This is a genomic window from Streptomyces sp. NPDC127097 (genome assembly GCF_042724075.1).
In the GTDB taxonomy this organism is placed as follows: Bacteria; Actinomycetota; Actinomycetes; order Streptomycetales; family Streptomycetaceae; genus Streptomyces.
Window position 1 is genome coordinate 27,241 of record NZ_JBHXFI010000049.1, and the last position, 24,104, is coordinate 51,344.

At 72.1% G+C, this 24,104-nt stretch carries 22 protein-coding genes and 1 pseudogene; 12 read left to right on the plus strand and 11 right to left on the minus strand.

Annotated elements, in window-relative coordinates; translation table 11 throughout:
• Nucleotides 1-243 precede the first annotated feature (243 nt).
• Entirely contained in the window at nucleotides 244-1,233 is a 990-nt protein-coding gene (gene moaA, locus ACFWJW_RS28975) for a GTP 3',8-cyclase MoaA (protein WP_387246980.1), read from the plus strand.
• A 12-nt stretch (nucleotides 1,234-1,245) separates the two neighbouring features.
• On the opposite strand, the gene ACFWJW_RS28980 is transcribed toward moaA, so the two are convergent.
• On the minus strand, nucleotides 1,246-1,491 hold the full coding sequence (locus ACFWJW_RS28980; protein WP_387246982.1) for a hypothetical protein: 246 nt from the start codon (nucleotides 1,489-1,491) through the stop codon (nucleotides 1,246-1,248).
• A 229-nt stretch (nucleotides 1,492-1,720) separates the two neighbouring features.
• Nucleotides 1,721-2,095 (minus strand): DUF3099 domain-containing protein, encoded by a 375-nt coding sequence (locus ACFWJW_RS28985; RefSeq protein ID WP_387246984.1) that lies wholly within the window; start codon nucleotides 2,093-2,095, stop codon nucleotides 1,721-1,723.
• Nucleotides 2,096-2,317: 222 nt separating this feature from the next.
• Between ACFWJW_RS28985 and ACFWJW_RS28990 the strand changes: the two genes are divergently transcribed.
• Nucleotides 2,318-2,596 (plus strand): GlsB/YeaQ/YmgE family stress response membrane protein, encoded by a 279-nt coding sequence (locus ACFWJW_RS28990; RefSeq protein ID WP_387246986.1) that lies wholly within the window; start codon nucleotides 2,318-2,320, stop codon nucleotides 2,594-2,596.
• Nucleotides 2,597-2,701: 105 nt separating this feature from the next.
• On the opposite strand, the gene tyrS is transcribed toward ACFWJW_RS28990, so the two are convergent.
• The 3 genes from tyrS to ACFWJW_RS29005 form a co-directional block, all read right to left on the minus strand.
• On the minus strand, nucleotides 2,702-4,105 hold the full coding sequence (tyrS, locus tag ACFWJW_RS28995; RefSeq protein ID WP_387246988.1) for a tyrosine--tRNA ligase: 1,404 nt from the start codon (nucleotides 4,103-4,105) through the stop codon (nucleotides 2,702-2,704).
• A gap of 123 nt (nucleotides 4,106-4,228) precedes the next feature.
• Nucleotides 4,229-5,674, minus strand: a complete 1,446-nt coding sequence (locus ACFWJW_RS29000) for a metallopeptidase TldD-related protein (RefSeq protein ID WP_387246990.1) — start codon at nucleotides 5,672-5,674, stop codon at nucleotides 4,229-4,231.
• A complete protein-coding gene (locus ACFWJW_RS29005) occupies nucleotides 5,671-7,200 on the minus strand; it encodes a TldD/PmbA family protein (RefSeq protein WP_387246993.1) in 1,530 nt (509 codons plus the stop codon). The genes ACFWJW_RS29000 and ACFWJW_RS29005 overlap by 4 nt, the downstream gene beginning before the upstream one ends.
• A gap of 286 nt (nucleotides 7,201-7,486) precedes the next feature.
• On the opposite strand from ACFWJW_RS29005, the gene fabG reads away from it, so the two are divergent.
• Both fabG and fabI read left to right on the plus strand, forming a co-directional pair.
• Complete coding sequence (fabG, locus tag ACFWJW_RS29010) at nucleotides 7,487-8,191, plus strand: 3-oxoacyl-[acyl-carrier-protein] reductase (RefSeq protein WP_042161552.1); 705 nt, start codon at nucleotides 7,487-7,489, stop codon at nucleotides 8,189-8,191.
• Between the two features lie 5 nt (nucleotides 8,192-8,196).
• A complete protein-coding gene (fabI, locus tag ACFWJW_RS29015) occupies nucleotides 8,197-8,967 on the plus strand; it encodes an enoyl-ACP reductase FabI (RefSeq protein ID WP_006606409.1) in 771 nt (256 codons plus the stop codon).
• Nucleotides 8,968-9,132: 165 nt separating this feature from the next.
• Here fabI and ACFWJW_RS29020 read toward each other — a convergent pair whose 3' ends face one another.
• Nucleotides 9,133-9,813, minus strand: a complete 681-nt coding sequence (locus ACFWJW_RS29020; protein ID WP_387246995.1) for a FadR/GntR family transcriptional regulator — start codon at nucleotides 9,811-9,813, stop codon at nucleotides 9,133-9,135.
• A gap of 153 nt (nucleotides 9,814-9,966) precedes the next feature.
• On the opposite strand from ACFWJW_RS29020, the gene ACFWJW_RS29025 reads away from it, so the two are divergent.
• From ACFWJW_RS29025 to ACFWJW_RS29040, 4 genes are all read left to right on the plus strand, one after another.
• On the plus strand, nucleotides 9,967-11,283 hold the full coding sequence (locus tag ACFWJW_RS29025) for a CynX/NimT family MFS transporter (protein ID WP_387246997.1): 1,317 nt from the start codon (nucleotides 9,967-9,969) through the stop codon (nucleotides 11,281-11,283).
• Nucleotides 11,284-11,299: 16 nt separating this feature from the next.
• Nucleotides 11,300-11,416 (plus strand): SGM_5486 family transporter-associated protein, encoded by a 117-nt coding sequence (locus ACFWJW_RS29030; RefSeq protein ID WP_251085181.1) that lies wholly within the window; start codon nucleotides 11,300-11,302, stop codon nucleotides 11,414-11,416.
• 226 nt (nucleotides 11,417-11,642) lie between these two features.
• Nucleotides 11,643-11,855, plus strand: coding sequence for a hypothetical protein (locus ACFWJW_RS29035; RefSeq protein ID WP_387246999.1), 213 nt, complete (start codon nucleotides 11,643-11,645; stop codon nucleotides 11,853-11,855).
• A 107-nt stretch (nucleotides 11,856-11,962) separates the two neighbouring features.
• Nucleotides 11,963-12,481, plus strand: coding sequence for a histidine phosphatase family protein (locus tag ACFWJW_RS29040; protein WP_085927215.1), 519 nt, complete (start codon nucleotides 11,963-11,965; stop codon nucleotides 12,479-12,481).
• Between the two features lie 167 nt (nucleotides 12,482-12,648).
• Here the strand turns inward: ACFWJW_RS29040 and serB are convergent, their stop codons facing one another.
• Nucleotides 12,649-13,896, minus strand: coding sequence for a phosphoserine phosphatase SerB (serB, locus tag ACFWJW_RS29045; RefSeq protein ID WP_387247001.1), 1,248 nt, complete (start codon nucleotides 13,894-13,896; stop codon nucleotides 12,649-12,651).
• A gap of 549 nt (nucleotides 13,897-14,445) precedes the next feature.
• On the opposite strand from serB, the gene ACFWJW_RS29050 reads away from it, so the two are divergent.
• Nucleotides 14,446-16,998, plus strand: coding sequence for an FHA domain-containing protein (locus ACFWJW_RS29050; RefSeq protein WP_387247003.1), 2,553 nt, complete (start codon nucleotides 14,446-14,448; stop codon nucleotides 16,996-16,998).
• Nucleotides 16,999-17,086: 88 nt separating this feature from the next.
• Here ACFWJW_RS29050 and ACFWJW_RS29055 read toward each other — a convergent pair whose 3' ends face one another.
• The 3 genes from ACFWJW_RS29055 to ACFWJW_RS29065 form a co-directional block, all read right to left on the minus strand.
• Nucleotides 17,087-17,857, minus strand: a complete 771-nt coding sequence (locus ACFWJW_RS29055; RefSeq protein ID WP_387247005.1) for a transglycosylase SLT domain-containing protein — start codon at nucleotides 17,855-17,857, stop codon at nucleotides 17,087-17,089.
• A 617-nt stretch (nucleotides 17,858-18,474) separates the two neighbouring features.
• Nucleotides 18,475-19,632 carry an S-adenosylmethionine:tRNA ribosyltransferase-isomerase gene (locus tag ACFWJW_RS29060; RefSeq protein ID WP_387247007.1) on the minus strand — a complete coding sequence of 386 codons (1,158 nt, stop codon included), beginning with the start codon at nucleotides 19,630-19,632 and terminating at the stop codon, nucleotides 18,475-18,477.
• Nucleotides 19,629-20,510, minus strand: coding sequence for an SDR family NAD(P)-dependent oxidoreductase (locus ACFWJW_RS29065; protein WP_387247009.1), 882 nt, complete (start codon nucleotides 20,508-20,510; stop codon nucleotides 19,629-19,631). The genes ACFWJW_RS29060 and ACFWJW_RS29065 overlap by 4 nt, the downstream gene beginning before the upstream one ends.
• Nucleotides 20,511-20,696: 186 nt before the next feature.
• Between ACFWJW_RS29065 and ACFWJW_RS29070 the strand changes: the two genes are divergently transcribed.
• The 3 genes and pseudogenes from ACFWJW_RS29070 (at nucleotide 20,697) to ACFWJW_RS29080 (ending at nucleotide 23,155) form a co-directional block, all read left to right on the plus strand.
• On the plus strand, nucleotides 20,697-21,842 hold the full coding sequence (locus ACFWJW_RS29070) for a GAF domain-containing sensor histidine kinase (RefSeq protein ID WP_387247011.1): 1,146 nt from the start codon (nucleotides 20,697-20,699) through the stop codon (nucleotides 21,840-21,842).
• An 85-nt stretch (nucleotides 21,843-21,927) separates the two neighbouring features.
• Complete coding sequence (locus ACFWJW_RS29075) at nucleotides 21,928-22,557, plus strand: response regulator (protein ID WP_387247029.1); 630 nt, start codon at nucleotides 21,928-21,930, stop codon at nucleotides 22,555-22,557.
• Between the two features lie 229 nt (nucleotides 22,558-22,786).
• Nucleotides 22,787-23,155, plus strand: a pseudogene (locus tag ACFWJW_RS29080) (chaplin).
• 105 nt (nucleotides 23,156-23,260) lie between these two features.
• On the opposite strand, the gene ACFWJW_RS29085 reads toward ACFWJW_RS29080, so the two are convergent.
• Nucleotides 23,261-24,076 (minus strand): hypothetical protein, encoded by an 816-nt coding sequence (locus ACFWJW_RS29085; protein ID WP_387247013.1) that lies wholly within the window; start codon nucleotides 24,074-24,076, stop codon nucleotides 23,261-23,263.
• Between the last annotated feature and the right edge of the window lie 28 nt (nucleotides 24,077-24,104).

The following is a 24,104-nucleotide window of genomic DNA, read 5'->3' on the forward strand; positions in this document are numbered from 1 at the left end:
GGCCCAGGGCAGGGCGGTGTGCCGGAGGCGGGTCAGCATCTCGGGCCGGCGGTGGGCGGGCCGGCCCCGCCCGGGGCCCGCGGAGATCGTCAGCAATCCCTCACCCTGCCACCCCCCCCCCCCCCCCCGCCCGCCTCGTGCTTCTCATCTCTGCTCGCTGTCACACCCATCGCGTAGGCTCGAAGACGTACTGATCCACCGGAGGAGAAGTACGCGAGCCATCATTCTTGGGGAGGGGGCCCAGTGCTCATCGACACGTACGGCCGCGTGGCCACCGACCTGCGCGTTTCGCTCACCGACCGGTGCAATCTGCGGTGCACTTACTGCATGCCGGAGGAGGGCCTTCAGTGGCTGGCCAAGCCCGATCTGCTCACCGACGACGAGATCGTCCGGCTGATCACCATCGCGGTGCGCGACCTGGGCATCGACGAGGTCCGCTTCACCGGCGGTGAGCCGCTGCTCCGCCCCGGCCTGACCGGCATCGTCGAGCGCGTCGCCGCCCTCGACCCGCGCCCCCAGATGTCGCTGACCACCAACGGCATCGGCCTCCAGCGCACCGCCGCCGCCCTCCGCGACGCCGGCCTGGACCGCGTCAATGTCTCCCTCGACACCCTCCGGCCGGAGGTCTTCCAGGCCATGACCCGCCGCAAGCGGCACGACGACGTCCTCCGCGGTCTGGAGGCGGCCCGCGACGCCGGACTGACGCCGGTCAAGGTCAACACCGTCCTGATGCCGGGCCTCAATGACGACGAGGCCCCCGACCTGCTCGCCTGGGCGCTCGCCCACGACTACGAACTCCGCTTCATCGAGCAGATGCCGCTGGACGCCCAGCACGGCTGGAAGCGCGATGGCATGATCACCGCGGGCGACATCCTCGCCTCGTTGCGTACCCGCTTCACGCTCACCCCCGAGGGCCAGGAGGAGCGCGGCTCCGCGCCCGCCGAGCGCTGGATCGTCGACGGCGGCCCGCACCGCGTCGGAGTGATCGCCTCGGTCACCCGCCCGTTCTGCCGGGCCTGCGACCGTACCCGGCTGACCGCCGACGGCCAGGTCCGTACGTGCCTGTTCGCCACCGAGGAGACGGACCTGCGCACCGCCCTGCGCTCCGACGCCCCCGATGACGAGATCGCACGGATATGGCAGACCGCGATGTGGGGCAAGAAGGCGGGCTCCGGTCTCGACGACCCGTCGTTCCTCCAGCCGGAGCGCCCGATGTCCGCGATCGGCGGCTGAGCCGGTCCGGCCTCAGTGACCGGCGGCCGACGCCTCCCAGTCCGCGAGCGTCACGACATCCTTCAGAAAGCCGCGCACGCCGAGGAACTGCGACAGATGCTCCCGGTGCTCCTCGCACGCCAGCCATGTCTTGCGCCGGTCCGGAGTGTGCAGCTTCGGGTTGTTCCAGGCCAGCACCCATACGGCCGCGGCGCGGCAGCCCTTCGCGGAGCAGATGACGGCGCTGTCGGCGGAGTCCTGGGGATTCGGGGAGTTCACGGCCTCAACCCTACGTCCTGGGCCCACGGCCCCGGCCCGGCGATCCGCCCTCAGGCCCGGCGGACATGACGACGCCGGGCAGCCACGGGGGGAGCCGCCCGGCGTCGGTCTGTCGCTCCGACGGGGGATGCGGAGCGCGTACGCAGTATGTCACGGGGGATGGTGCCGAGTGCACCGGAACTCCATGATTGATCTGAGCTTTTCTTGAGCTTTGCAGACCGCGAGATGATCAGCTGGGGTCATGTTGCGGCCCGGCAGCGCCCGCCGCCGGACGCTCCGGAACGGACTCCGCGGGGGTGTCGGAGGCGCCCGGCTTCAGCATCGGCCTGGTCGGGCCCGCGACGAACGTCTTCGGGAGCGAAGGGGCGTTCTCCCGGCCCGCGTTGGCGATGACGACCGCGATATAGGGGAGCGCCAGGCCCAGTACCAACGTCGCGATGGCCACCGGCCGCTCAATGTTCCACAGCACGACGGTCAGCACCACGGCCACCGTGCGCACCGCCATCGAGATCACATACCGGCGCTGCCGCCCGCGGACGTCCTCGGACAACCCCTGCCGGGCCCCCGTGATCCGGAAGGTCTGGCCGCTGCTCTGCTTCCGCATCACGCTCCACCACCTGGTCAGTCATGCCGGATTCTCCCCGGTATCCGGTCGGTTTCCACGGTACGCCGCGACTGCGCCGCCTTCGAGACCGGGTCGTGCCACGCTTCGCCCGGGTCGGCCGGGCCACCGTGAGTACCACCGGCTCCGGCGTGCGCCGTAGTCGATGCGGGGCGACACTGACGGAGCGACCGACATCTGCACCGCGCCGCAAGAGGAGTCGACATGACGTGGTTGTGGGCCATCATCGTGGGCCTGGTGCTGGGCCTGATCGCGAAGGCCATCATCCCGGGCAAGCAGCAGATCCCGCTCTGGCTGACCGTGATCTTCGGCATGCTGGGCAGCGTGCTCGGCAACTGGGCGGCCACCGGCCTGGGGGTCAACGAGACCGGGGGCGTCGACTGGATCCGGCATCTGCTCCAGCTGGCCGGTGCGGTCCTCGTCGTCGCCGTCGGCGACCGCCTCTGGGTCTCCATGCGGGGCCGCAAGAAACACGCGACCTAGGGCGGTCGGGGACCGAGACCGATCCGCACGGCACCGACCAGCCAACTCACGCCACGGGCGGCCGGCGCGCACTCCGCGCACCGGCCGCCCGTGGCGTCCGCCGTCTCAGCGCCCTTCGAGCTGGGCCAGCTTCCGGCCCGCCTTCAGGTACGCGACGCCGGGGGAGTCCGCCAGCTTCTCGGCCAGCACCTCGCCCAGCGGCCGGGCCGCGTCGGCCTCCGCCAGGACCACGGCCTGCTGGCCGCCCTCGCCCTCCACGACCAGCCGCAGCGCGTTCTGCTTGGCCAGCCGCCGCGCCGCCGAGGCGCTCGGGGTGAACTCCAGCACCGTCGTCAGCACCGCCGCCACCGTCTCCGCGCCGTGCGCCGCGACATCCACGGACGGCAGCGACTCCACATCGGAGAACGACTTCTTGGAGAACTGCGCCACGAAACCGGCCCGCGCCGCCATCGCCGCGTCCAGCCCGTACAGCGCGGTCACGACCTCGCCCGCGAGCACCTTCTTGAGGTCCATCGGGTGCATCGAGCGGTCCGCGACCCGGCCCAGGACGAGCGCGATCTCCGCGTCGGTCCACTCCGTCCACGCCTTCAGGTACGGCTCCATCAGCCGGTCCGGCACCGACATGATCTTGCCGAAGACATCGTCGGCCGGCGCGCTCAGCCCGACGTAATTGCCCTTGGACTTGGACATCTTGGCGCCGGTGCCGTCCGTGCCCTCGATCAGCGGCATGGTCACCACCAGCTGCGGCCGCTGCCCGCGCAGCTCCATCAGCTTGCGGCCCATCTGAAGATTCAGCAGCTGGTCGGAGCCGCCCAGCTCCACATCGCACTCCAGCGCCACCGAGTCCAGGCCCTGCGCGATGGGGTACAGCAGCTCCGTCATGGTCAGACCGGACCCGGCCGCCAGCCGGTTGCGGAAGTCCTCGCGCTGGAGCAGCTGCGAGGCCGGCACCTGCGCGAGCAGCGCGAGCAGCTCCGGGAAGGTGTACGGCGCCAGCCACTCGCTGTTCTGCCGGAAGCTGACCTTCTCGAAGTCGAAGAAGGGACGGACCTGTTCGCGGTACGTGGCGAGGTTCTGCGCGATGTCCGCGTCGGTCAGCGGCGGGCGCTCGGCCGTACGGCCCGACGGGTCGCCGATCTTGGCGGTGAAGTCACCGATGATCAGCGTGACGTCATGGCCCAGCCGCTGGAACCGGCTCAGGATGATCAGCGGGACCGCATGCCCGAGGTGCACATCGGTCGCCGTCGGGTCGATGCCCAGCTTGATGTGCAGACCCCGGCCGGCCGCCCGGCGCTCCTCGATCCGCTCGGCCAGCTTCTCCACGCCCGGCAGGACCTCGACCGTACGGGCCGCGATCAGCTCGGCCTGCTCCTTGGCGGGCAGGTCCGTCAGGTCGAGATAGCGCCGCGCGCCCGTCTCCTTGAGCAGCTCCTGGACCGTGGCGTCCGAGGAGAGGTCGGCGGAGAGCAGAGTGCTGGCGCGGGCGACGGATTCGCCGAGGCGTGTCATGGCGTTCCTGATCGATCGTGGTTCCCCGAGGGGAGGACAAGCGGACAGTCTATTAGCCCCGTACGACACTCCCGCGCCGTCCGCCCGCCCGGCCCGCCGCGACGGGCCGGGCGCACACCCGCCTCACACCCCGCGGCTGACCGAACTCATGTTGAAGTCCGGGATCCGCAGCGCCGGCATCGCCGCCCGGGTGAAGTAGTCGCCCCACTCGCGCGGCAGGGTCCGCTCCGTACGGCCCGCCTCCACCGCCCGGGACAGCAGATCCACCGGCGACTCGTTGAACCGGAAGTTGTTGACCTCGCCGACCACCTCGCCGTTCTCCACCAGATAGACCCCGTCCCGGGTCAGCCCGGTCAGCAGCAGCGTCGCCGGGTCCACCTCGCGGATGTACCACAGGCAGGTCAGCAGCAGCGCGGGACCGTCATGGCCGGCGGCCGCCACCATCTCGTCCAGCGAGCGCGAACCACCGCCCTCCAGAAGGAGGTTGTCGATGCCCGGCGCCACCGGCAGACCGGTCAGCCCGGCGCTGTGCCGGGTGGTCGGCAGCCGGTGGAGCACCCCCTCGCGGATCCAGTCGGTGGCCGTCAGCGGCAGCCCGTTGTCGAAGACCGAGGCATCGTCGCCGGAGGAGTGCGCCAGGACGAACGGTGCGCACTCCAGCCCCGGCGCCCCCGGGTCGCTGCGCAGCGTCAGCGGCAGCTCACTGAGCCGCTCGCCCAAACGGGTGCCCGCCCCCGGCCGCTCCTCGCCGTCGCCCGGCCGGGAGAAGACCGTGCGGCCCTCGGCGGCGTCCCGGGCCCCCGACGACCACATCTGGTAGATCAGCAGGTCGGCGACGGCGGTCGGCGGCAGCAGCGTCTCGTACCGGCCGGCCGGCAGCTCGACGCGCCGCCCGGCCCAGCCCAGCCGCCGGCTCAGCTCGCCGTCCAGCTCCCGCGGGTCGACATCGGTGAAGTCGCGGGTCGCCCGGCCGGCCCAGGCCGAGCGGGGCACGGCCTCGCCGGAACCCGCCGACTTGGCGTTCAGCTCCAGCGTCCCGGTCGGCTGGTCGTGCCGCAGCCGCAGCCCGGTCGAGGTGCCCAGATACGACGAGACGACCTCGTGGTGGGCGAAGCCGTACAGCTCCCGGCCGCCGGAGCGGGCCTGCCGGAAGGACTCGCCGAGCGCCGGCGCGAACGCCGCGAACACCTCCGAGGAGGTCTCGGCGGGCGCCTCGGTGAAGTCGGCGGACGCCTTCTCGCCACCGACCAGCGGCTGCGCGTCCTCGGCGGGCCCGGCCTCCCGGGCGGCCGCCTCGGCGGCCCGGACCAGCGGCTCCAGATCGTCCGCGGTCACCGCCGAGCGCGAGACGACACCCGACGCGGCGCCCTGCCCGCCGTCCACGGTCGCCACCACCGTCAGGCTGCGGCCCCGGGTGACGCCATTGGTCGTGAGCGCATTGCCCGCCCACCGCAGATTGGCGCTGGAGTGCTCATCGGCGATGACCACACAGCCATCGGCCCGGGAGAGCTCCAGCACCCGCTCGACGATCTCGTGCGGCGCATTCGTACGCGACCTGCGCGGGCTCATCGACCGGCCTCCTGCGTCGTGTTGAGGATGTTCACGCCCTGGAAGAGAGCGGACGGGCAGCCGTGGGAGACGGCGGCGACCTGGCCCGGCTGGGCCTTGCCGCAGTTGAAGGCGCCGCCCAGCACATAGGTCTGCGGGCCGCCGACCGCGGTCATCGAGCCCCAGAAGTCGGTGGTGGTCGCCTGATAGGCGACGTCCCGCAGCTGCCCGCACAGACGGCCGTTCCGGATCGCATAGGCCCGTTGCTGGGTGAACTGGAAGTTGTACCGCTGCATGTCGATGGACCACGAGCGGTCGCCGACGACATAGATGCCACGCTCCACCCCGGAGATCAGCTCCTCCGTGGACGGTCCGTCCGCCGCCGGCTGGAGCGAGACATTCGCCATCCGCTGGACCGGCACATGCCCGGGGGAGTCCGCGTACGCACAGCCGTTGGAGCGCGGGAAGCCCGTCAACGCGGCGATCCTGCGGTCGAGTTGGTAGCCGACCAGGGTGCCGTCCCTGACCAGGTCCCAGGACTGCGCGGCCACCCCCTCGTCGTCGTAGCCGATCGTGGCGAGCCCGTGCTCGGCGGTCCGGTCGCCCGTCACATTCATCAGCGCGGAGCCGTACGCCAGCTTCCCGAGCTGGTCGAAGGTGGCGAACGAGGTCCCCGCGTACGCCGCCTCGTAGCCCAGCGCCCGGTCCAGCTCGGTGGCGTGGCCGATCGACTCATGGATCGTCAGCCAGAGGTTGGACGGATCCACCACCAGGTCGTAGGCGCCGGCCTCGACGGTCGGTGCGTGCATCTTCTCGGCGAGGTGCTCCGGGATGCGGGCCAGCTCACCGTCCCAGTCGTAGTGGCCGCCGGTCAGATACTCCCAGCCGCGCCCGGCCGGCGGGGCCAGGGTGCGCATCGAGTCGAAGTCGCCGCTCGCCGGGTCCACGGCGACCGCGGTGAGCTGCGGATGCAGCCGTACCCGCTGCTGGGTGGTGCTGGTGCCCGCGGTGTCCGCGTAGAACTTGTTCTCCTGGACGGTCAGCAGCGAGGCGTCCGCGTGGGCCACGCCCTCGGCGGCCAGCAGCCGCGCGCTCCACTCCGCCAGCAGCCCGGTCTTGTCGGCGTCGGGGACGTCGAAGGGGTTGATCTCGTACGAGGAGACCCAGGTGCGGTCCGGGTGCGCGGGTTCCGCCGCCAGCTCGACCGTCTCGCCGGAGCCCGCCGCGCGGATCACCTTCGCCGACAGCTTCGCCATCGCCACCGCCTGCGCGGCCACCCGCGCCGCCGCGTCCATCGTCAGATCCACCCCGGACGCGAACCCCCAGGCACCGCCGTGCACCACCCGCACCGCGTACCCCAGGTCGGTGGTGTCCGAAGTCCCGGACGTACGGGCGTCCCGCAGCCGCCAGGACGCGCTGCGGATCCGCTCCAGGCGGAAGTCCGCGTGGTCGGCGCCCAGCGCGCGGGCGCGGGCCAGCGCGGCATCGGCCAGCGCGTGCCGCGGCAGCGCCAGGAATGTCTCGTCAACGGCATGGGGTGCAGGCAAGGATTCCTCCCGTGGTCGGCGCCTGCATCATGCCCTGTGCCGGGCCGGTGGCCCAGAGTGCACCGGGGTGCGGCGCCGTGCCGCCGGCCGGGGTGGCGCGGGTGCCGGGGGCCGTCGCGACACGGCCGGCGGGGGCCGTCGCGGTACGGGATTCCGCCGTGGTTCTGTGGAGACCCCACAGGGACCGGCGCACGCGCCTGTCCGTGCTCGATTCCCCGGAAGTGCCCCGTGACCGATAGTTTCGTATCGAAACGCTGGACGGACAGGAAACGGAAAGGGTGATCTCTTGAGCCGCTCGGTTCTGGTCACCGGAGGTAACCGCGGCATCGGCCTCGCCATTGCCCGTGCCTTCGCCGAGGCAGGCGACAAGGTCGCCATCACCTACCGCTCGGGCGAGCCCCCCGCGGGATTTTTGGCCGTGAAGTGCGACATCACGGACAACGAGCAGGTCGAGCAGGCGTACAAGGAGATCGAGGAGAAGCAGGGTCCGGTCGAGGTGCTGGTGGCCAACGCCGGCGTCACCCGTGACCAGCTGCTGATGCGGATGTCCGAGGAGGACTTCACCTCGGTCCTGGAGACCAACCTCACCGGCACGTTCCGGGTGGTCAAGCGCGCCAACCGCGCGATGCTGCGGGCCCGCAAGGGCCGGGTCGTGCTGATCTCGTCCGTGGTGGGCCTGATGGGCGCGCCGGGCCAGGCGAACTACGCGGCCTCCAAGGCCGGCCTGGTGGGCTTCGCCCGCTCGCTCGCCCGGGAGCTGGGCAGCCGTAACATCACCGTCAACGTCGTCGCCCCCGGCTTCGTCGACACCGACATGACCCGGGTGCTCACCGATGAGCAGCGGGAGGGCATCGTCAAGCAGGTACCGCTCGCGCGGTATGCGCAGCCCGAGGAGATCGCCGCCTCGGTCCGCTTCCTGGCCTCCGACGAGGCCGCGTACATCACCGGAGCCGTCATTCCTGTCGACGGCGGATTGGGCATGGGTCACTGATCAGCATGAGTGGAATCCTCGCAGGCAAGCGCATCCTCGTCACGGGTGTCCTGACCGAGTCGTCGATCGCGTTCCAGGCGGCCAAGGTCGCCCAGAACGAGGGCGCCGAGGTCATTCTCACCGGCTTCGGCCGGCTCTCCCTCGTGGAGCGGATCGCCAAGCGGCTGCCCAAGCCCGCCCCGGTCATCGAGCTGGACGTCACCAACCAGGAGCACCTGGACGGCCTGGCCGACAAGATCCGCGAGCACCAGGGTGAGGGCGCCCGCCTCGACGGCATCGTGCACTCCATCGCCTTCGGCCCGCAGGGCGCCTTCAACTTCCTGGAGGCCGAGTGGTCCGACGTGGGCACCGCGGTCCAGGTCTCGGCGTACTCCTACAAGTCGCTGACGATGGCCTGCCTGCCGCTCATGGAGCACGGCGGCGCGGTCGTCGGCCTCACCTTCGACGCGCAGATCGCCTGGCCGAAGTACGACTGGATGGGCGTGGCCAAGGCGGCGCTGGAGAGCACCAACCGCTACCTGGCGCGTGACCTGGGCCCCAAGAACATCCGCTGCAACCTGGTCTCGGCCGGCCCGATCAAGTCGATGGCCGCCAAGTCCATCCCCGGCTTCGAGGAGCTGGCGGACGTGTGGAACCACCGTGCCCCGATCGGCTGGGACCTGGCCGACCCGGAGCCGGCCGGCCGTGGTGTCGTCGGCATGCTGTCCGACTTCTTCCCGCGGACGACGGGCGAGATCGTGCACGTCGACGGCGGCGTGCACATGATGGGCGCCTGACGCCCCGCGTTTCCTCCGTACTGCCCGTCCCGGTTTGCGCCGGGGCGGGCAGTACGCGTGTGGGCTGGGGGAGTAGCAGCCCTGCCTGATCGCCGGGGGGGGGGGGTGGCCCGGCCTGGTTCGCCCCCCCTCAGGGCCCCGGCGCGGTTCGCGGCCCGGCGCGGTTCAGGACCCCGGTACGGTCAGCCGGCAGCCGAAGGGGTGCGCGCTCGCCTCGGCGGCGGCCCGTTCGGCGTCGCCCGCGCGGATCGCCTCCACCAGCCGGGCATGGTCCATATGCGCCTCGGGTCGCAGCTCCTCGCCCACGTCGGCCCGCAGGAAGTCCCGCAGCACGCCCCCGAGGTCGGCGTAGATCTCGGCCAGCACCTCGTTGTGGGAGGCCGACACGATCGCCATGTGCAGATTCGCGTCCGCCTCCACGAAGGCTTCGGCGGCGCCGGACTCCCAGGCCCGCTCGCGCCGCTCCAGCAGGGCGTCGATCTGCCGCAGGTCCTGTGCGGTACGGCGCTCCGCGGCGAGCCGGGCGGCCGATGCCTCCAGGGCGCTGCGCAGTTCGGCGACGTGACCGGGCTCGGCCGCCGCGAACCGGCGGTTCATCACCCCGGCCAGCTCACTGGTGGCCACCACATAGGTGCCCGAACCCTGACGGATGTCCAGCAGCCCGTTGTGGGCCAGCGCCCGGACGGCCTCACGGACGGTGTTGCGGGCCACCCCGAGCTGCTCGACGAGTTCCGGTTCGGTCGGGATACGGGATCCCATCGGCCACTCGCCGGACGTGATCTGGGCGCGCAGCTGCGCGATCACCTGGTCCGCCAGCGCGGACCGGCGGGGCGAGGTCAGAGGCATGGCTGCGCTCCGGGGGGAAGGGGCGGACGGACGGCGGTGGTGCGGCGCCCACCGGACCCTGTCGGCTCCCGGCGCCGCCCGGGACAGCAGAGGCTATCGGCATCGGCTGTATCGGCTGGACAAGGATTCATCCCATGATTCTATGATGGGTCTATGGCAGATGACGACCTCGCGACCCTCGGCCCCGCCGCCGGGCCCCGTACGACCTCCACCGACCAGCCGGCCGCCGGCCCGGAACACCCGCAGCCGGGCGCCGGAGCCGCCCCCGCGGACGGGCCGGCCGGCCGCTGGCTGCCGCGCCTCGTGATCGCCGGTCTCGTCCTCGCCGCGCTCAACCTCCGCCCGGCCATCACCAGCCTCGGCGCCCTCCTGGAGGAGGTCCGGGACGGCCTCGGCATGAGCGGCACCGTCGCCGGGCTGCTGACCTCCGTCCCCGCCCTGTGCTTCGCCGCCTTCGGCATCGCCGCACCCCGGCTGGCCAGGCGCTGGGGGCCCGGCGCGGTCGTCTGCACCGGCATGGTCGCGATCACCGTGGGCGTCGTGGCGCGCCCGTACGTGGGCGGCACCGGCGGGTTCCTCGCCGCCAGCGCGCTCGCCCTGGCCGGTATCGCGGTCAGCAATGTCCTGATGCCGGTCGTCATCAAGAGCTGGTTCCCGAGCCGGGTCGGCCCGATGACCGGGCTCTACTCCATGGCGCTGGCCCTGGGCACCTCGCTCGCCGCGGCGCTCACCGTCCCCATGACCGGGGCGCTGGGCGGCAGTTGGCGGACCGGCCTGGCGGTGTGGGCGGCGCTCGCCGCGGTCGCCGTGCTGCCCTGGCTCGTGGTGGTGCGGCAGCGCCGGGCCGCCGGACCGGCCGGCTCCACCGCGGCCCGGCCCGCGGAATCCCCGGTGCGGATCACCGCGTCGCCGACCGCCTGGGCGCTGGCCGTCTTCTTCGGTCTCCAGGCCACCGCCGCGTACATCACCATGGGCTGGATGCCGCAGATCTTCCGCGACGCCGGGGTCTCGGCCGGTACCGCGGGGGTGCTGCTCGCCGTCACCATGGCGATGGGTGTGCCGCTCTCCTTCGTCCTGCCACGGCTCGCGGCCCGGATGCGGCACCAGGGCCCGCTCGCGGTGCTGCTCGGCCTCTGCGGCCTGGCCGGTTACGCCGGACTGTGGCTGGCACCGGCCGCCGGCGCCTGGGCCTGGGCGCTGCTGATGGGCATCTCCAACTGCGCCTTCCCGCTGGCCCTGACGATGATCGGGATGCGCTCGACCAGCTCCGCCGGTGTCGTCAAGCTCTCGGCCTTCGCCCAGAGCGTCGGCTATCTGATCTCCATCCCCGGACCGCTGCTGGTCGGCACGCTCTACCAGCACAGCGGAGGCTGGGGGCTGCCGATCGCCCTGATGGCCGGGCTCATGGTGCCGCAGATCGCGGTGGGTGTGCTGGCCGGCCGGGACCGGCGGATCGAGGACGAGGTGTGAGTGCGACACTGGGGCCATGCCAGTGCTCGAACCGAATCCGCAGGGCGGACAGAAGAAGCTGCTCCTCGTCCTGGGCGCCATGCTCGGCGTGACCGTCGTCGTCGCGATCATCGCGAGCGTCGTCGCGCCCTAGGGCTGGTCTTCACGGTCCCGCCTGCCGGGCCGGGGCCCGGATCCCGTGAGCGGGGTGCGGAAGGCCCCACCGTCCCCTAGGGGGAAGGCATCAGGGGCAAGTGGGTGGCTTCCCGGGTAGGAACGGCCGCCGGTGATCCGTAGCGTCGAAGTACACCGCAGACAGCGGTGGGCGTGCCGCGGTCCGCGGTCGCGCCGCCCGTCGACGCACCTCGGAGGCGATCCCCATGTCCGCCGTGTTCCGCCGGTCACCCGCGCCCGGCGCGTCCCGCTTGCGGACGCGGCTGCCGTGGTGGGCGCTGGCCCTGCCGGTGGTCTCCTTCATAGCCCTGCTGGCGCTCGTCGTCGGCTCCCCCGAGGCGAGTGCCGCGAGCGCCCGGCAGGGCCTGGCTCCGCTGCTGCGATTCCTGGTCCAGCTGCTGCACGGCTCCGCGTGGTGATCACGCGCAGCGCTGCGTGGTGATCGGCCGTGCCCGCGTCCCACCCGGCGGAACGAGCGCTTCAACACCCCGCGCCCCGCGCCGCCTTTCGTGCGAAGCTGGGACGCATGAGCGCCGATACACCCCGCCGGATTGTCCTCCTCCGACACGCCAAGGCCGAATGGTCGGACAGCAGCGACCATGAGCGTCCGCTCGCCGGCCGCGGCCGCACGGATGCCCCGGTCGCCGGCCGCTGGCTGGCCGGAGCCGGGATCACCCCTGATCTGACCCTGTGCTCGACGTCAGTGCGGACCCGCGAGACATGGAAGCTCGCCGTCCATGAACTCCCGCAGCGCCCCAAGACCGTCTATGAGGAGCGGATCTACGAAGCCTCTCTCGGCGAGCTCATCGCGCTGCTGAACGAGACCTCCGACGAGGTGAACGACCTGATGCTGGTCGGGCACAACCCCGGTGTGCACGCCCTCGCGGACGCCCTCTCGGGCGAGGCCGAGGGCGATCTGCTGCCGCGGATGAACCGCAGCGGCTTCCCGACCGCCTCGGTGGCCGTGCTGACCTTCAACGGCTCCTGGAAGTCCGTCGAGCACGGCGTCGGACGGCTGGTCGCGTACTGGACGCCGCACGACTGAGCCCGGCGCCTCCGCATGCCCGGTGCGTGCGGGGAGCGGAGACGACGAGGGCCCCGGCAGAGGTTTCTGCCGGGGCCCTCGGCCGTGCAAGGACGGGTTCCCGCCGGGCGGTGCCGGGCCTGGCCGCGCCGGAGGTGGCCGAGCCGGTGCGGGCGGCGGCCGTGCGGTCACCCGACGTGGGTGTCCGCCGCCTCGACCTCGTCGCGGGTGATGCCCAGCAGATACAGCACGGTGTCCAGGAACGGCACGTTCACCGCGGTGTGCGCCGCCTCCCGCACCACCGGCTTGGCGTTGAAGGCGACACCGAGCCCGGCCGCGTTGAGCATGTCGAGGTCATTGGCGCCGTCGCCGATCGCCACGGTCTGCGCGAGCGGCACCCCGGCCTGCTGCGCGAAGTCCCGCAGCAGCCGGGCCTTGCCGGCCCGGTCCACGATGGGCCCGGTGACCCGCCCGGTCAGCTTGCCGTCGACGATCTCCAGGGTGTTGGCGGAGGCGAAGTCCAGCCCCAGCTCCTCCTTGAGCGCATCGGTGACCTGGGTGAAACCGCCCGAGACGACGCCGACTTGATAGCCGAGCCGCTTCAGGGTCCGGACGAGGGTGCGGGCCCCGGGGGTGAGCCGCACCTCCTTGCGTACGGCGTCGACCACGGACGCGTCGAGCCCGCCGAGCAGCTCGACCCGGGCGTGCAGCGACTGCTCGAAGTCCAGCTCACCGCGCATCGCGGCGGTGGTGACCTCGGCGACCTCGGCCTCACAGCCGGCGTGTGCCGCGAACAGCTCGATGACCTCGTCCTGGATGAGCGTCGAGTCGACGTCCATGACGACCAGCCGCTGTGCCCGGCGCTGGAGCCCGGCCGCCACTACGGCGACATCCACCCCGAGCCGTGCGGCCTCGGGCGCCAGCACACTGCGCAGCGCCTCGGTCGCCGCACCGGAGACCGCGAACTCGACGGCCGTCACCGGATACTTGGCGAGCCGGAAGATGCGGTCGATGTTGCCGCCGGTGGATGTTATGGCGGCGGCGATCGCGGCGGCCGACTCGGCCGTGAGCGGATGCCCCAGCACGGTGACGTGCGAACGTCCGGTGCCGCGCGGACGGTTGTCGCCCCGGCCGGAGATGATCTCCGCCTGGAGGTTCAGGGACTCGGCCCAGCTGTGCACGGTGGCCCGCAGGTCGCCCTCGGCGGCGCCGGAGCCGCCCTGAGCGGGGGAGGGGGCGGTGACCAGTGCGCACAGCGTGATGCGTCCCCGGGTCACCACCTGTTCGATGTCCACGACGTCGACGGAGTAGGCGGCCAGGGTGTCGAAGAGGCCGGCGGTGATGCCGGGCCGGTCCTTCCCGAAGATCTTCACGAGAAGGGTCGGTACGTCATCGCCCGGTACGGCGGTGGCAGGCGGGGTCTGCGATGCGCTCATGGTGCCCTTACGGTAGCCGCCGGGCGGGCGGCTCCGTACGGGTGTCCGGGGTTCGGACCGGCGCGGCCCCGTTCCTCGCGCCCGCACCCCGTGGCTCCCGGTCCCGGCCGCCGCCGTCGATCGTTATGGAGTCGTGTCCGGCCCGCCCCGGGCCGTTGACCAGGGCATCCGCTCGGCATGCCAACGACCGTGCCGGGCCGGAGCGTTCGACAGGCCGAGGGCGCGCGACCACGGCGGGCCGCGCTGCCGCTCGGGTATTCGTCCGCTTCATCCCATCATGCGGCCTCCGGGGCGGACGTGCATGGCGTACTCGGCGGCCGCCGCCGCTCCCCGCCGCACCCGGGTCCGTCCGTAACACCCGGTATCCGATGATCTTTGCCCATCCGTGGGTTCTTCCCGTGCTCCGGGAGCGTTTGGCGCACCGGCGCGAACTCCTTGCACCCCGGCCCCGTCCCGGTTTCCGGTCCGTGGGCCGAGCCTGAAATAGTTCCTCACGATGTTCGCCATCCCTAGACTTCCCATACAGGGCGTCACTCGGGGGACTATGTAATGGGGCGTGGAGTGCCTGAACTCGTACTCGAATTGAACGGAAGGACCTGGACGCTCGACCCGTCCCGGTCCTACAACGTGGGGCGTGATCCGCAGGGCGACATGGTGCTCGACGACGCCAGGGTCTCCTGGCGGCACGCCACCGTGAGATGGGCCGGCCGCGGCTGGATCATCGAAGACCAGGGCAGCACCAACGGCACTTACGCCCAGGGCCAGCGGATCCACCAGATGGAGATCGGCCCCGGCTCGACCGTGCACCTGGGCAACGCCACCGACGGCCCCCGGGTGACCTTGTCGGCCCCGGCCGCCGACGCCTTCAGCGCGCCGCAGCAGCAGGCCGCGCAGGGCTGGCAGGCACCTCCCGCGCACCAGCCGCCCGCCCAGCAGGGCTGGCAGGCGCCGCCGCAGGCCCAGCAGCCGCCCTACATTCCGCCCCAGCAGGCGCAGCAGGCGCAGCAGCCTCAGCACGCGCAGCAGGCCGTGCCGCCACAGCAGGCTCGCCCGCCGCAGGAGCGCCCCGCGCAGCAGGCGGGTGCACCGGCCCGCGGCGACCGCAGCCCGACCACCTTCCACCGCCTGGACATGGGCCGGGTGATGCGCATCGGCCGTGCGCTGGAGAACGAGCTGGTCGTCTCCGACCTCCAGGTCTCCCGCCACCACGCCGAGTTCCGCGCCACTCCCGACGGCCGCTTCGAGATCCATGACCTCGGCAGCCACAACGGCACCTACGTCAACGGCCAGCCGGTCCCCAAGTCCGGCAAGGCGCCGGTCGGCCCGAACGACATCATCGGCGTCGGTCACTCCACGTTCCGGCTGGTCGGCGACCGCCTGGAGGAGTTCGTCGACACCGGCGAGGTCTCCTTCTCGGCCCGCCATCTGACCGTCACCGTCGACGGCGGCAAGCAGATCCTCAAGGACGTGTCCTTCGGCGTCCCGGAGAAGTCGCTGATCGCGGTCATCGGTCCCTCGGGCTCCGGCAAGTCGACCCTCCTCAAGGCGCTGACCGGCTACCGGCCCGCCAACCAGGGCGATGTCCTCTACGACAACCGGAACCTCTACAAGCAGTTCGCCGAACTGCGCCAGCGCATCGGTCTGGTCCCGCAGGACGACATCCTGCACAAGGAGCTGACCGTCCAAAAGGCGCTGCGCTACGCCGCCAAGCTCCGCTTCCCCGGCGACACCGCGGAGTCCGAGCGCGAGGCCCGGATCGACGAGGTGCTGCGCGAGCTCAAGCTGGACATCCACAAGGACAAGCGGGTCACCTCGCTCTCCGGTGGTCAGCGCAAGCGGGTGTCGGTGGCCCTGGAGCTGCTCACCAAGCCGTCACTGATCTTCCTGGACGAGCCGACCTCCGGACTCGACCCGGGCATGGACCGCGATGTCATGCAGCTGCTGCGCGGCCTCGCGGACGACGGCCGTACGGTCCTGGTCGTCACGCACTCGGTGGCCGAACTCGGGCTCTGCGACAAGCTGCTGGTGATGGCGCCGGGCGGCGGCGTGGCCTACTTCGGCCCGCCGGACGAGGCGCTCAACTTCTTCCAGTACGACTCCTGGGCGGATGTCTTCTCGGCGTTCGAGAACTACCGCGACTACGACTGGATGGGGCGCTGGCGCGGCTCCCCGCACTACCAGATGTACGCCGCCGACATCGACGCCGTCGCCCCGCAGTCGGTGAACGTCCAGGTGCCGCCGGCCCGGATACAGAAGTCCCAGAGCTGGGGCTCGCAGCTGTGGACGCTGATGCGCCGCTATGTCTCGGTGCTCGCCTCCGACCGCGGATTCCTCGGGCTGATGCTGATCCTGCCCGCGGTGCTCGGTGTGGTCTCGATGCTGATCCCCAGCGACTACGGCCTCGGCTACGGTCCGCTGAACAGACACCGCACCAACCGCGACGCGAGCACGATCATGCTGATCCTCGCGGTCGGTATGTGCTTCTCGGGCGCCGCCAACTCGGTCCGTGAGCTCATCAAGGAGCGCGTCATCTACGAGCGCGAACGGGCCACCGGCCTGTCGCGGTCGGCGTATCTGATGTCCAAGGTGATCGTGCTCGGGGTGGTCACGGCCATCCAGGGCGTGATCATCGCGGCGATCGGCTTCTCGACCCGGAACATGCCGGAAGAGGGCCTCCTGGTCGCGAAGGTCCCGGCGATCGAGATGGCGCTGGCGATCATCGCGCTCGGCTTCACCTCGATGATGTTCGGCCTGATCATCTCCGCGCTGGTCAAGACCGCCGAGAAGACCATGCCGCTGCTGGTCATGTTCGCCATCGTCCAGGTCGTCTTCACCGGCGTGCTCTTCCAGCTGTTCGACACGGTGGGCGTCGCGCAGTTCGCCTGGCTGATGCCGTCGCGCTGGGCCGTCGGCGCGATGGGCGCGACCGCCGATATGAACACGCTGCTGCCGTGGGAGCCGGGCAACCCGGACCCGCTGTGGAAGCACCAGACCGGCGTCTATGTGATGGACATGATCATCCTGATCGCGCTGGGCATCGGCCTCGCCTTCGCCGTCGCGCGGCTGCTGCGCCGCCACGAGCCGGAGGTCATGCGCAAGTAACGCCGCGCACCGCAGAAACGCCCGAGGGGCGGCACCCGAAATGGGTGCCGCCCCTCGGCGGTGTGCGCGGACCGCGTCAAGCGCCGGCTCAGTACGCCGAGTTGACGTTGTCCATCGAGCCGTAGCGGTCGGCCGCGTAGTTGCAGGCGGCGGTGATGTTGGCGACCGGGTCGTACAGGTTCCAGGAGGTGCCCTCGACGTGGTACGCGTTGAAGGTCGGCTGGATCACCTGGAGCAGGCCCTTGGACGGGGTGCCGTTGATGGCGTTGATGTCCCAGTTGTTGATGGCCATCGGGTTACCGCTGGACTCCCGCATGATGTTGCGGTGGATGCCCTCGTAGGAGCCGGGGATGCCCTTCTTGGCCATGATGTCCAGCGACTCGCGGATCCAGCCGTCCAGGTTGTCCGGGTAGACCTTTGCGGCGGGCTTGGCGACCGGCTTGGCGGCGGGCTTCGGGGCGGCGGCGGGGATCGCGGCGCGCACCTCGGAGCGGCTCGCGGCAGCCTTCGCCGCACGCGCCTTCGCGGCCTTCGCCTTCGCCGCGGCGGCGGCCTTGGCCTTGGCGGCCTTCTCGGCGGCGGCCTTCTTGGCGGCGGCCTCGGCCTTGCCCTTGGCGGCGGAGTTGTCGGCCTGCTGGGTGATCGTGGCCTGCTGGGCCTTGGCGGAGGTGTCCACCGCGCTGAAGGCAACCGGCTTCACGTTCTCGACGGCGGTGGCCTGGCTCGTGCCCTGGTCGGCGCCGGCACCCGGAACGATGCTGAAGACCAGTGCGGCGGCGCCGGCGGTGGCGACACCGGCGACGGAGAGCTTGTGGGTCCGGGACAGGCGGGGGAGACCAGAAGTGAGGTGCTTAGGCATGGCGGGACAGACCTTCCGAATGGGGGGAGGTCGCACGGGCCTTGAGCGGGGCGAACGCCGAGTTTCCGACCACGGCGCCGAGCGACGAAAGCCATTCTTAGCGGCAGGAAATTGCCCCGGCAAAGGTGTGACGTACGATGCGACTTAGTGGAACCACGGTGCGGAATATTCCGTCCCGGATGGAAGCAGCCCAGCTCACGCCGCATTTCCGGTTCCACTACCCCCGTTCGTAAGTGACCTGCGTCCTATGCGCGGCGTCACAGCGCCAAGGGGTTTGTCTCGCCAGACGTAATTGCAAATGCACAGCCTGTATATGCCAGAACTCGTCCGCGACCCCATCGAGGGACTTTCTGGTCAAATCGGACACTTCGCATTCCGGGGCGGGGAAAGCGCGCCGGAATCACCGCGAGCGCGCGCGTCGACGGGCCTGCGCCGTCCTGTCGTCGTACGTCGCCGCCCCGCCGCCCCGCCGCCCCGCCGTCCTGCCACCGTCCGCCGCCGCCCCGCCGCCCCGCCGCCCCGCCGCGGTGCCGCCGCCCCGTCGCCGCCCTGACCCCGCGGCCTGGGCGGGCGTCCAGCGCTTCACACGGCGGGGCGGCACCCACCGCCCCCGGAGCTCAGTCCGGCAGCACCAGATGCAGATCCCCGAATTCGTGCCACAGATAGCGCCGCCGCACCGCCGCCGCGTAAGCGCGCCGCAGCATCTCCCCGTCCGACGTCCCCGCCGTCGCCGACGCCACCGCCTCCAGCATCAGCAGATGGGACGCGGTGGGCTCGTGCAGCCCGGTGAGCAGGCCGTCCACCGCCCGCACCCCGCGCTCCGGCGTCACCACCAGATCCGTCCAGCCGGCCGCGGGCCGTACCCTCCCGTCCGGACCGGCCGCCGACTCCAGGGCCCGTACGGCCGTGGTCCCCACCGCCACGATCCGCCCGGCCGGAGTGCCGCCCGCCGCCCGGCCCCGCCGCACCGCCGCCCCGCGCCGTGCCCGTGCGGCGTTCACCAGCCATGCCGTGACCGGCGGCACCACGAACCGCTCCGGGTACGGCGGCTCGAACGCCTCCGCCGACGCCACCCCCGTGTGCAGCGCGACCGGCGCGAACTGCACCCCCTTGCTCACCAGCCGCGCCACCAGCTCCGCGGTGAAGGGCCGGGCGGCGCTCGGCATCTCCGCGCTGCCGCCGCCGGGCGCGTCCACCGCGAACACCGTCTGGTACGCGGCCGGCGGCTGGTCCCGGTCCGTGTAGCCGTAGCGGATCGGCCGCCCGTGGCGCCGCATCAGCTCCGGCACCCGCCCGCCCGTCACCCGCGCCCACCACAGTCGTACGCCCTTGGGATCCACCGGCGCCTCCAGGACCAGCCGCGCCCCGCCGGGCAGCCGCACCACGGTGCCCGCCGGGCCGCCCGCCCGCGGCCGGGTGCTGCCGTGCCCGTCCGGGCTGCGCAGCTCCACCGCCCAGCGGCCGGCCGCCGGCCGGCCCGCCGGATGCCATCGGTCGCCCCGGGTCGAGAAGTGCACCACCACCGGCTCGCCGCGCCCCCGGCCGTCCCCGACCCGGCCGTCCACCGCCGCCGGCAGTGTCCGTGAGGTGTTCACCACCAGGACGTCCCCCGCCACCAGCAGATCCGGCAGCTCCCCGAAGGCGTGGTGACCGACTTCGGCCGCGCCTCGGCTCACCAGCAGCCGTACGGCGTCCCGGCCCAGGCCGGGCCCCCGCTGCTCGGCGGGGACCCGGGCCGACAGCTCGTCCGGGACCCGCAGCAGATCCGCGATCACCGGGAGCTCACCCCGCCGGGCGTGGCCGCCGCCGTATACCGCCCGCTGGGGGCGCCGTCGTCCAGCAGCCGCAGCAGCCCGGGAACCACCGTGTCCGGCAGTGGGCGCCCCGAGACGTCGTCGTCCGGGACGGCGGCCGCGTAGAGATCGGTCCGCATATCGCCCGGGTCCACCCACCACACCCGCAGCCCCGGTTCCTCCACCGCGAGCACCGCCGACTGCTGGTCCAGTGCCGCCTTCGTGGCCCCGTATCCGCCCCAGGCCGGATAGCCCTCGACGGCCGCATCCGAGCTGATGTTGAGAATCGCCCCACCTGTCCCTATATAAGGGGATGAATCGGACGAACCGGCATTTCGGGCATTCCTGGTATTGGGGTGTGAATCGTATGCCTCGCCATTGATGCCGCCACCCCCAAAAGGCTCGCTATCTATGCGAGGGGTGACTTCCTCATACGACGGCGAATAGGAGGACCTGCGCAAAAGGGGCAAAGCTTTCTGAATGAGTCCCAGTGGCGCCACCACATTCACTTCCAGCGCCGCCCGCAGCCCGTCCAGCGGATGGTCCGCCAGCCGCACCAGCGGCTCGGCCCCCAGCACACTCGCGTTGTTCACCAGCAGATCGAGCCCGCCCAGCCCACCGGCCGCCGCCACCAGCGCCGCCCGGTGCCCGGCGTCCGCCACGTCGCCGGGCAGCGCCACCACCCGTGCCGCCGTCCCCCGCCCCGCTCCCTCTCCCGCCCCGCGCAGCTCCCGCGCCGCCTCCTCCAGCGGCCCCGCAGACCTGGCGTCCACCACCAGATCCCAGCCCCGCCCGGCCAGCGCCGCGGCGAGCGCCCGGCCCAGCCCCTTCGATGCCCCCGTGATGAGCGCCACCGGCATGATCACATCCCCTTTCGGCCCGGACCGGGACCCCGGCCCTCGCCCTCACGGTAGGAACGGCACCGCGCCCCGGACGTCGGCCGCCGGACCGGCCGTGGCCAGGGCATTCGGCCTAGGCCGGGGGGCGTAGGCGGCAGCCGTCGCCGGACCGATACGGGCTGGTCGCAGCGCCGGTACGGTGAGCCCATGACCAATGGACCGGGGGCCGGGATCCCCGCGGTGAGCACCGCGATCCTGGCGATGAGCAGGCATCTGGAGGTGCGCGACGTCCTCAAGACGATCGTGGCCTCGGCCCGCGAGCTGCTGGACGCCGAGTACGCCGCCCTGGGCGTGCCCGACGATCACGGCGGCTTCGCCCAGTTCGTGGTGGACGGCGTCAGCGCCGAGCAGTGGAAGGCCATCGGCCCGCTGCCCCGCCAGCACGGCATCCTCGCCGCGATGCTGCACAACGCCACCCCCGAGCGGCTCGCCGACGTCCGGACGGACCCGCGCTTCGGCGGCTGGCCCGCGGCCCACCCCGATATGTCCGACTTCCTCGGTCTGCCGGTCGCCGATGGTGACGAGATCCTCGGCGCCCTCTTCCTGGCCAACAAGCGCTGCCCCAAGCCGGCCGGCGGCTGCGGCTTCACCGAGGAGGACGAGCGGCTGCTCGGGATACTCGCCCAGCACGCCGCCATCGCCCTGACCAACGCCCGCCTCTATGAGCGCAGCCGCGAGCTCACCATCGCCGGGGAGCGCGCCCGGCTCGCCCACGAGCTGCATGACGCCGTCGCCCAGAAGCTCTTCTCGCTCCGCCTCACCGCCCAGGCCGCCACCGCGCTGGTCGACCGGGACCCGGCCCGCGCCAAGGACGAGCTGCACCAGGTCGCCGCGCTGGCCGCGGAGGCCGCCGACGAACTGCGGGCCGCCGTCATCGAACTGCGGCCCGCGGCCCTGGACGAGGACGGCCTGGTCGCCACCCTGCGCTCACAGGCCCAGGTCCTGGACCGGGCCCACTCCGCACGGGTCACCTTCGAGGCCCACGGCGTCCGGGCGCTGCCCGCCGCCCAGGAAGAGGCCGTTCTCCGGGTCGCCCAGGAGGCGCTGCACAACGCCCTGCGGCACTCCGGCGCCAAGACCGTCGAGGTGAGCCTGACCCGCGACGGCCAGGGCGCGCTGCTGCGGATCGCCGACGACGGCTGTGGTTTCGACCCGCGCGCGGTCCGCCGGGCCGGCCGCCATCTCGGCCTGGTCTCGATGCACGACCGCGCCGGCGGCGTCGGGGGGAAGCTCACCGTGGAGTCGGAGCCCGGCAAGGGCACCGCTGTCGAGATGGAGGTGCCCGGTGGCTGAGAGAGACGGGGACGGTGCGACGGGGCTTCCCCGGGACGACGGCCGGGAGCGTCCGGGCCGCCGGGCGACCGGCGAGGGGCGGGCCATCCGGGTCCTGCTCGTCGACGATCACCAGGTCGTGCGCCGTGGACTGCGGACGTTCCTGGAGGTCCAGGAGGACATCGAGGTGGTGGGGGAGGCATCCGACGGGGCCGAGGGCCTCGCCGCCGCCGAGGAACTGCGCCCCGACGTGGTCCTGATGGACGTCAAGATGCCCGGCATGGACGGTATCGAGGCGCTCCGCAAGCTGCGCGAACTCGACAACCCCGCCCGGGTGCTGGTCGTGACCAGCTTCACCGAACAGCGCACCGTCGTCCCGGCGCTGCGCGCGGGCGCGGCCGGCTATGTCTACAAGGACATCGATCCGGACGCGCTGGCCGGCGCCATCCGCTCCGTACACGCGGGCCATGTCCTGCTCCAGCCGGAGGTGGCCGGCGCGCTGCTCGCCCAGGAGGAGAACAACGGCGGCCAGGGGCGCGGTACGTCCCTCACCGACCGGGAGCGCGAGGTCCTCGGCCTGATCGCGGACGGCCGCTCCAACCGTGAGATCGCCCGCGCGCTGGTGCTGTCCGAGAAGACCGTCAAGACCCATGTCTCCAACATCCTCATGAAGCTCGACCTCGCCGACCGCACCCAGGCCGCCCTGTGGGCCGTACGGCACGGCATCGGGGCCTGACGTCCGTACGGGAGAACCGCCGCACCGCGGTCTCCTGTACAACCCCGGCGCCCTTGTACAACGGCAGCAAGCGGAATGTCGTCGTCAGATCCGAGATTCATACTGTCGTGTAGCCGTAGCCCGTTTGGCGTATCCCCTCCCGGGCCGGGCCGTTGTCCAGTGCAGCCGTGGCGGCTGGCCACGGCAACGGCAACGAGGAGCTAGCGAAGTGAAGAACATCAAGCGCGCAATGGCCGTCACGGTGGCGGCGAGCGGTCTCGCCCTCGCGGGCGCCGGCATCGCCTCGGCGCACACCCCGCAGGCGCAGGGCGGCTCGGTGGACTCCCCGGGCATCGTCTCCGGCAACAACGTCCAGGTCCCGGTGCACGTCCCGGTGAACGCCTGTGGCACCACCGCCACCGTCATCGGTGCGCTCAACCCCACCTTCGGCGCCCCCTGCCTCAACCCCTGAGCACGGGCCTGCCCGCGGGATCCGGCTGACGGCTCCGGCAGCCTGGCGCAGCTGCCGGTGCACGTCCCCGTGAATGCCACCGGCAACAGCGCCGATGTCATCGGTGTGCTCAGCCCCACCTTCGACAACATCGGCTCCAACAACTGAGGTTGTCCGATCTGGGGTGTCCGGCTCCGCCTGCCCAGAGCCGTGCGCCCCACTTCGGCACGGGCCCCGTCGACCACACAATGGTCCGGCGGGGCCTGTCCCGTTTCAGCCCCGGTTCCGCTCCCGCTCCTCCACCGCGGAGTTGTACGCCGCCACCTGCGCCCGCCGGGCCGTACGCTCCACCGGCCGCAGCGCCTCGGCACGGGCCGCGATCTCCGACGAGCTCACCGCCGCGCCGTGCTCCCGGCCGTCCCCGCCGGCCTGCTGCGCGATGCCGATGAGCGCACCGACGCGCTGCGCCAGCTCCAGCACCCGCACCGCACGCGGCGGATACCCCGGAGCGAGCACCTGCCGTCCGGCCTCCGCCCGCGCCCGGTAGGCCGCCAGCGCCGCCTGCGCCACCGGGCCGGACCCGGCCACATCCAGCCGCGAGAGCAGCGCGGTCGCCTCCTGGAGAGCCTCCGCCAGCTCCCGCTCCGCCTCGCCCAGCGACGGCACATCGGCGGGCGGCGCCTCCCGCACCGGCAGACAGCGCCAGACCACCTCCACATGCACATCGGGACCGGCGCCGCCCTCCGGCCCGGCCTCGTACGTCTCCGGAATCAGCCCGAGCCCGGCCCCCGAGGCGATCACCGCCTCCTCGGCCTCCAGGGCCCGCGCGTTGAATTCCGGCGGTCCGCACAGTCCCAGCGGATGGCCGGGCACCGGCAGCGCCACCCGCAGGCCGACCGCCCCCAGGGCCCGCAGCCGCCCCAGCGCGAGCGTCAGCCCGACCGGCGCCGCCTCCCCGGGCAGGCCCTCCACGCGGTGCACCGCATCGTCGTCCGCGATCCGGTGCGCGGCTTCATCAGGTGAGACAAGTCCGGCCAATAGGGCATTTCCCCATGCTGCCAGCCGTCCTGAACGAGGTTCATCGAGCATGGTCCCCAGCCTAGGGAAGAGCACCGAC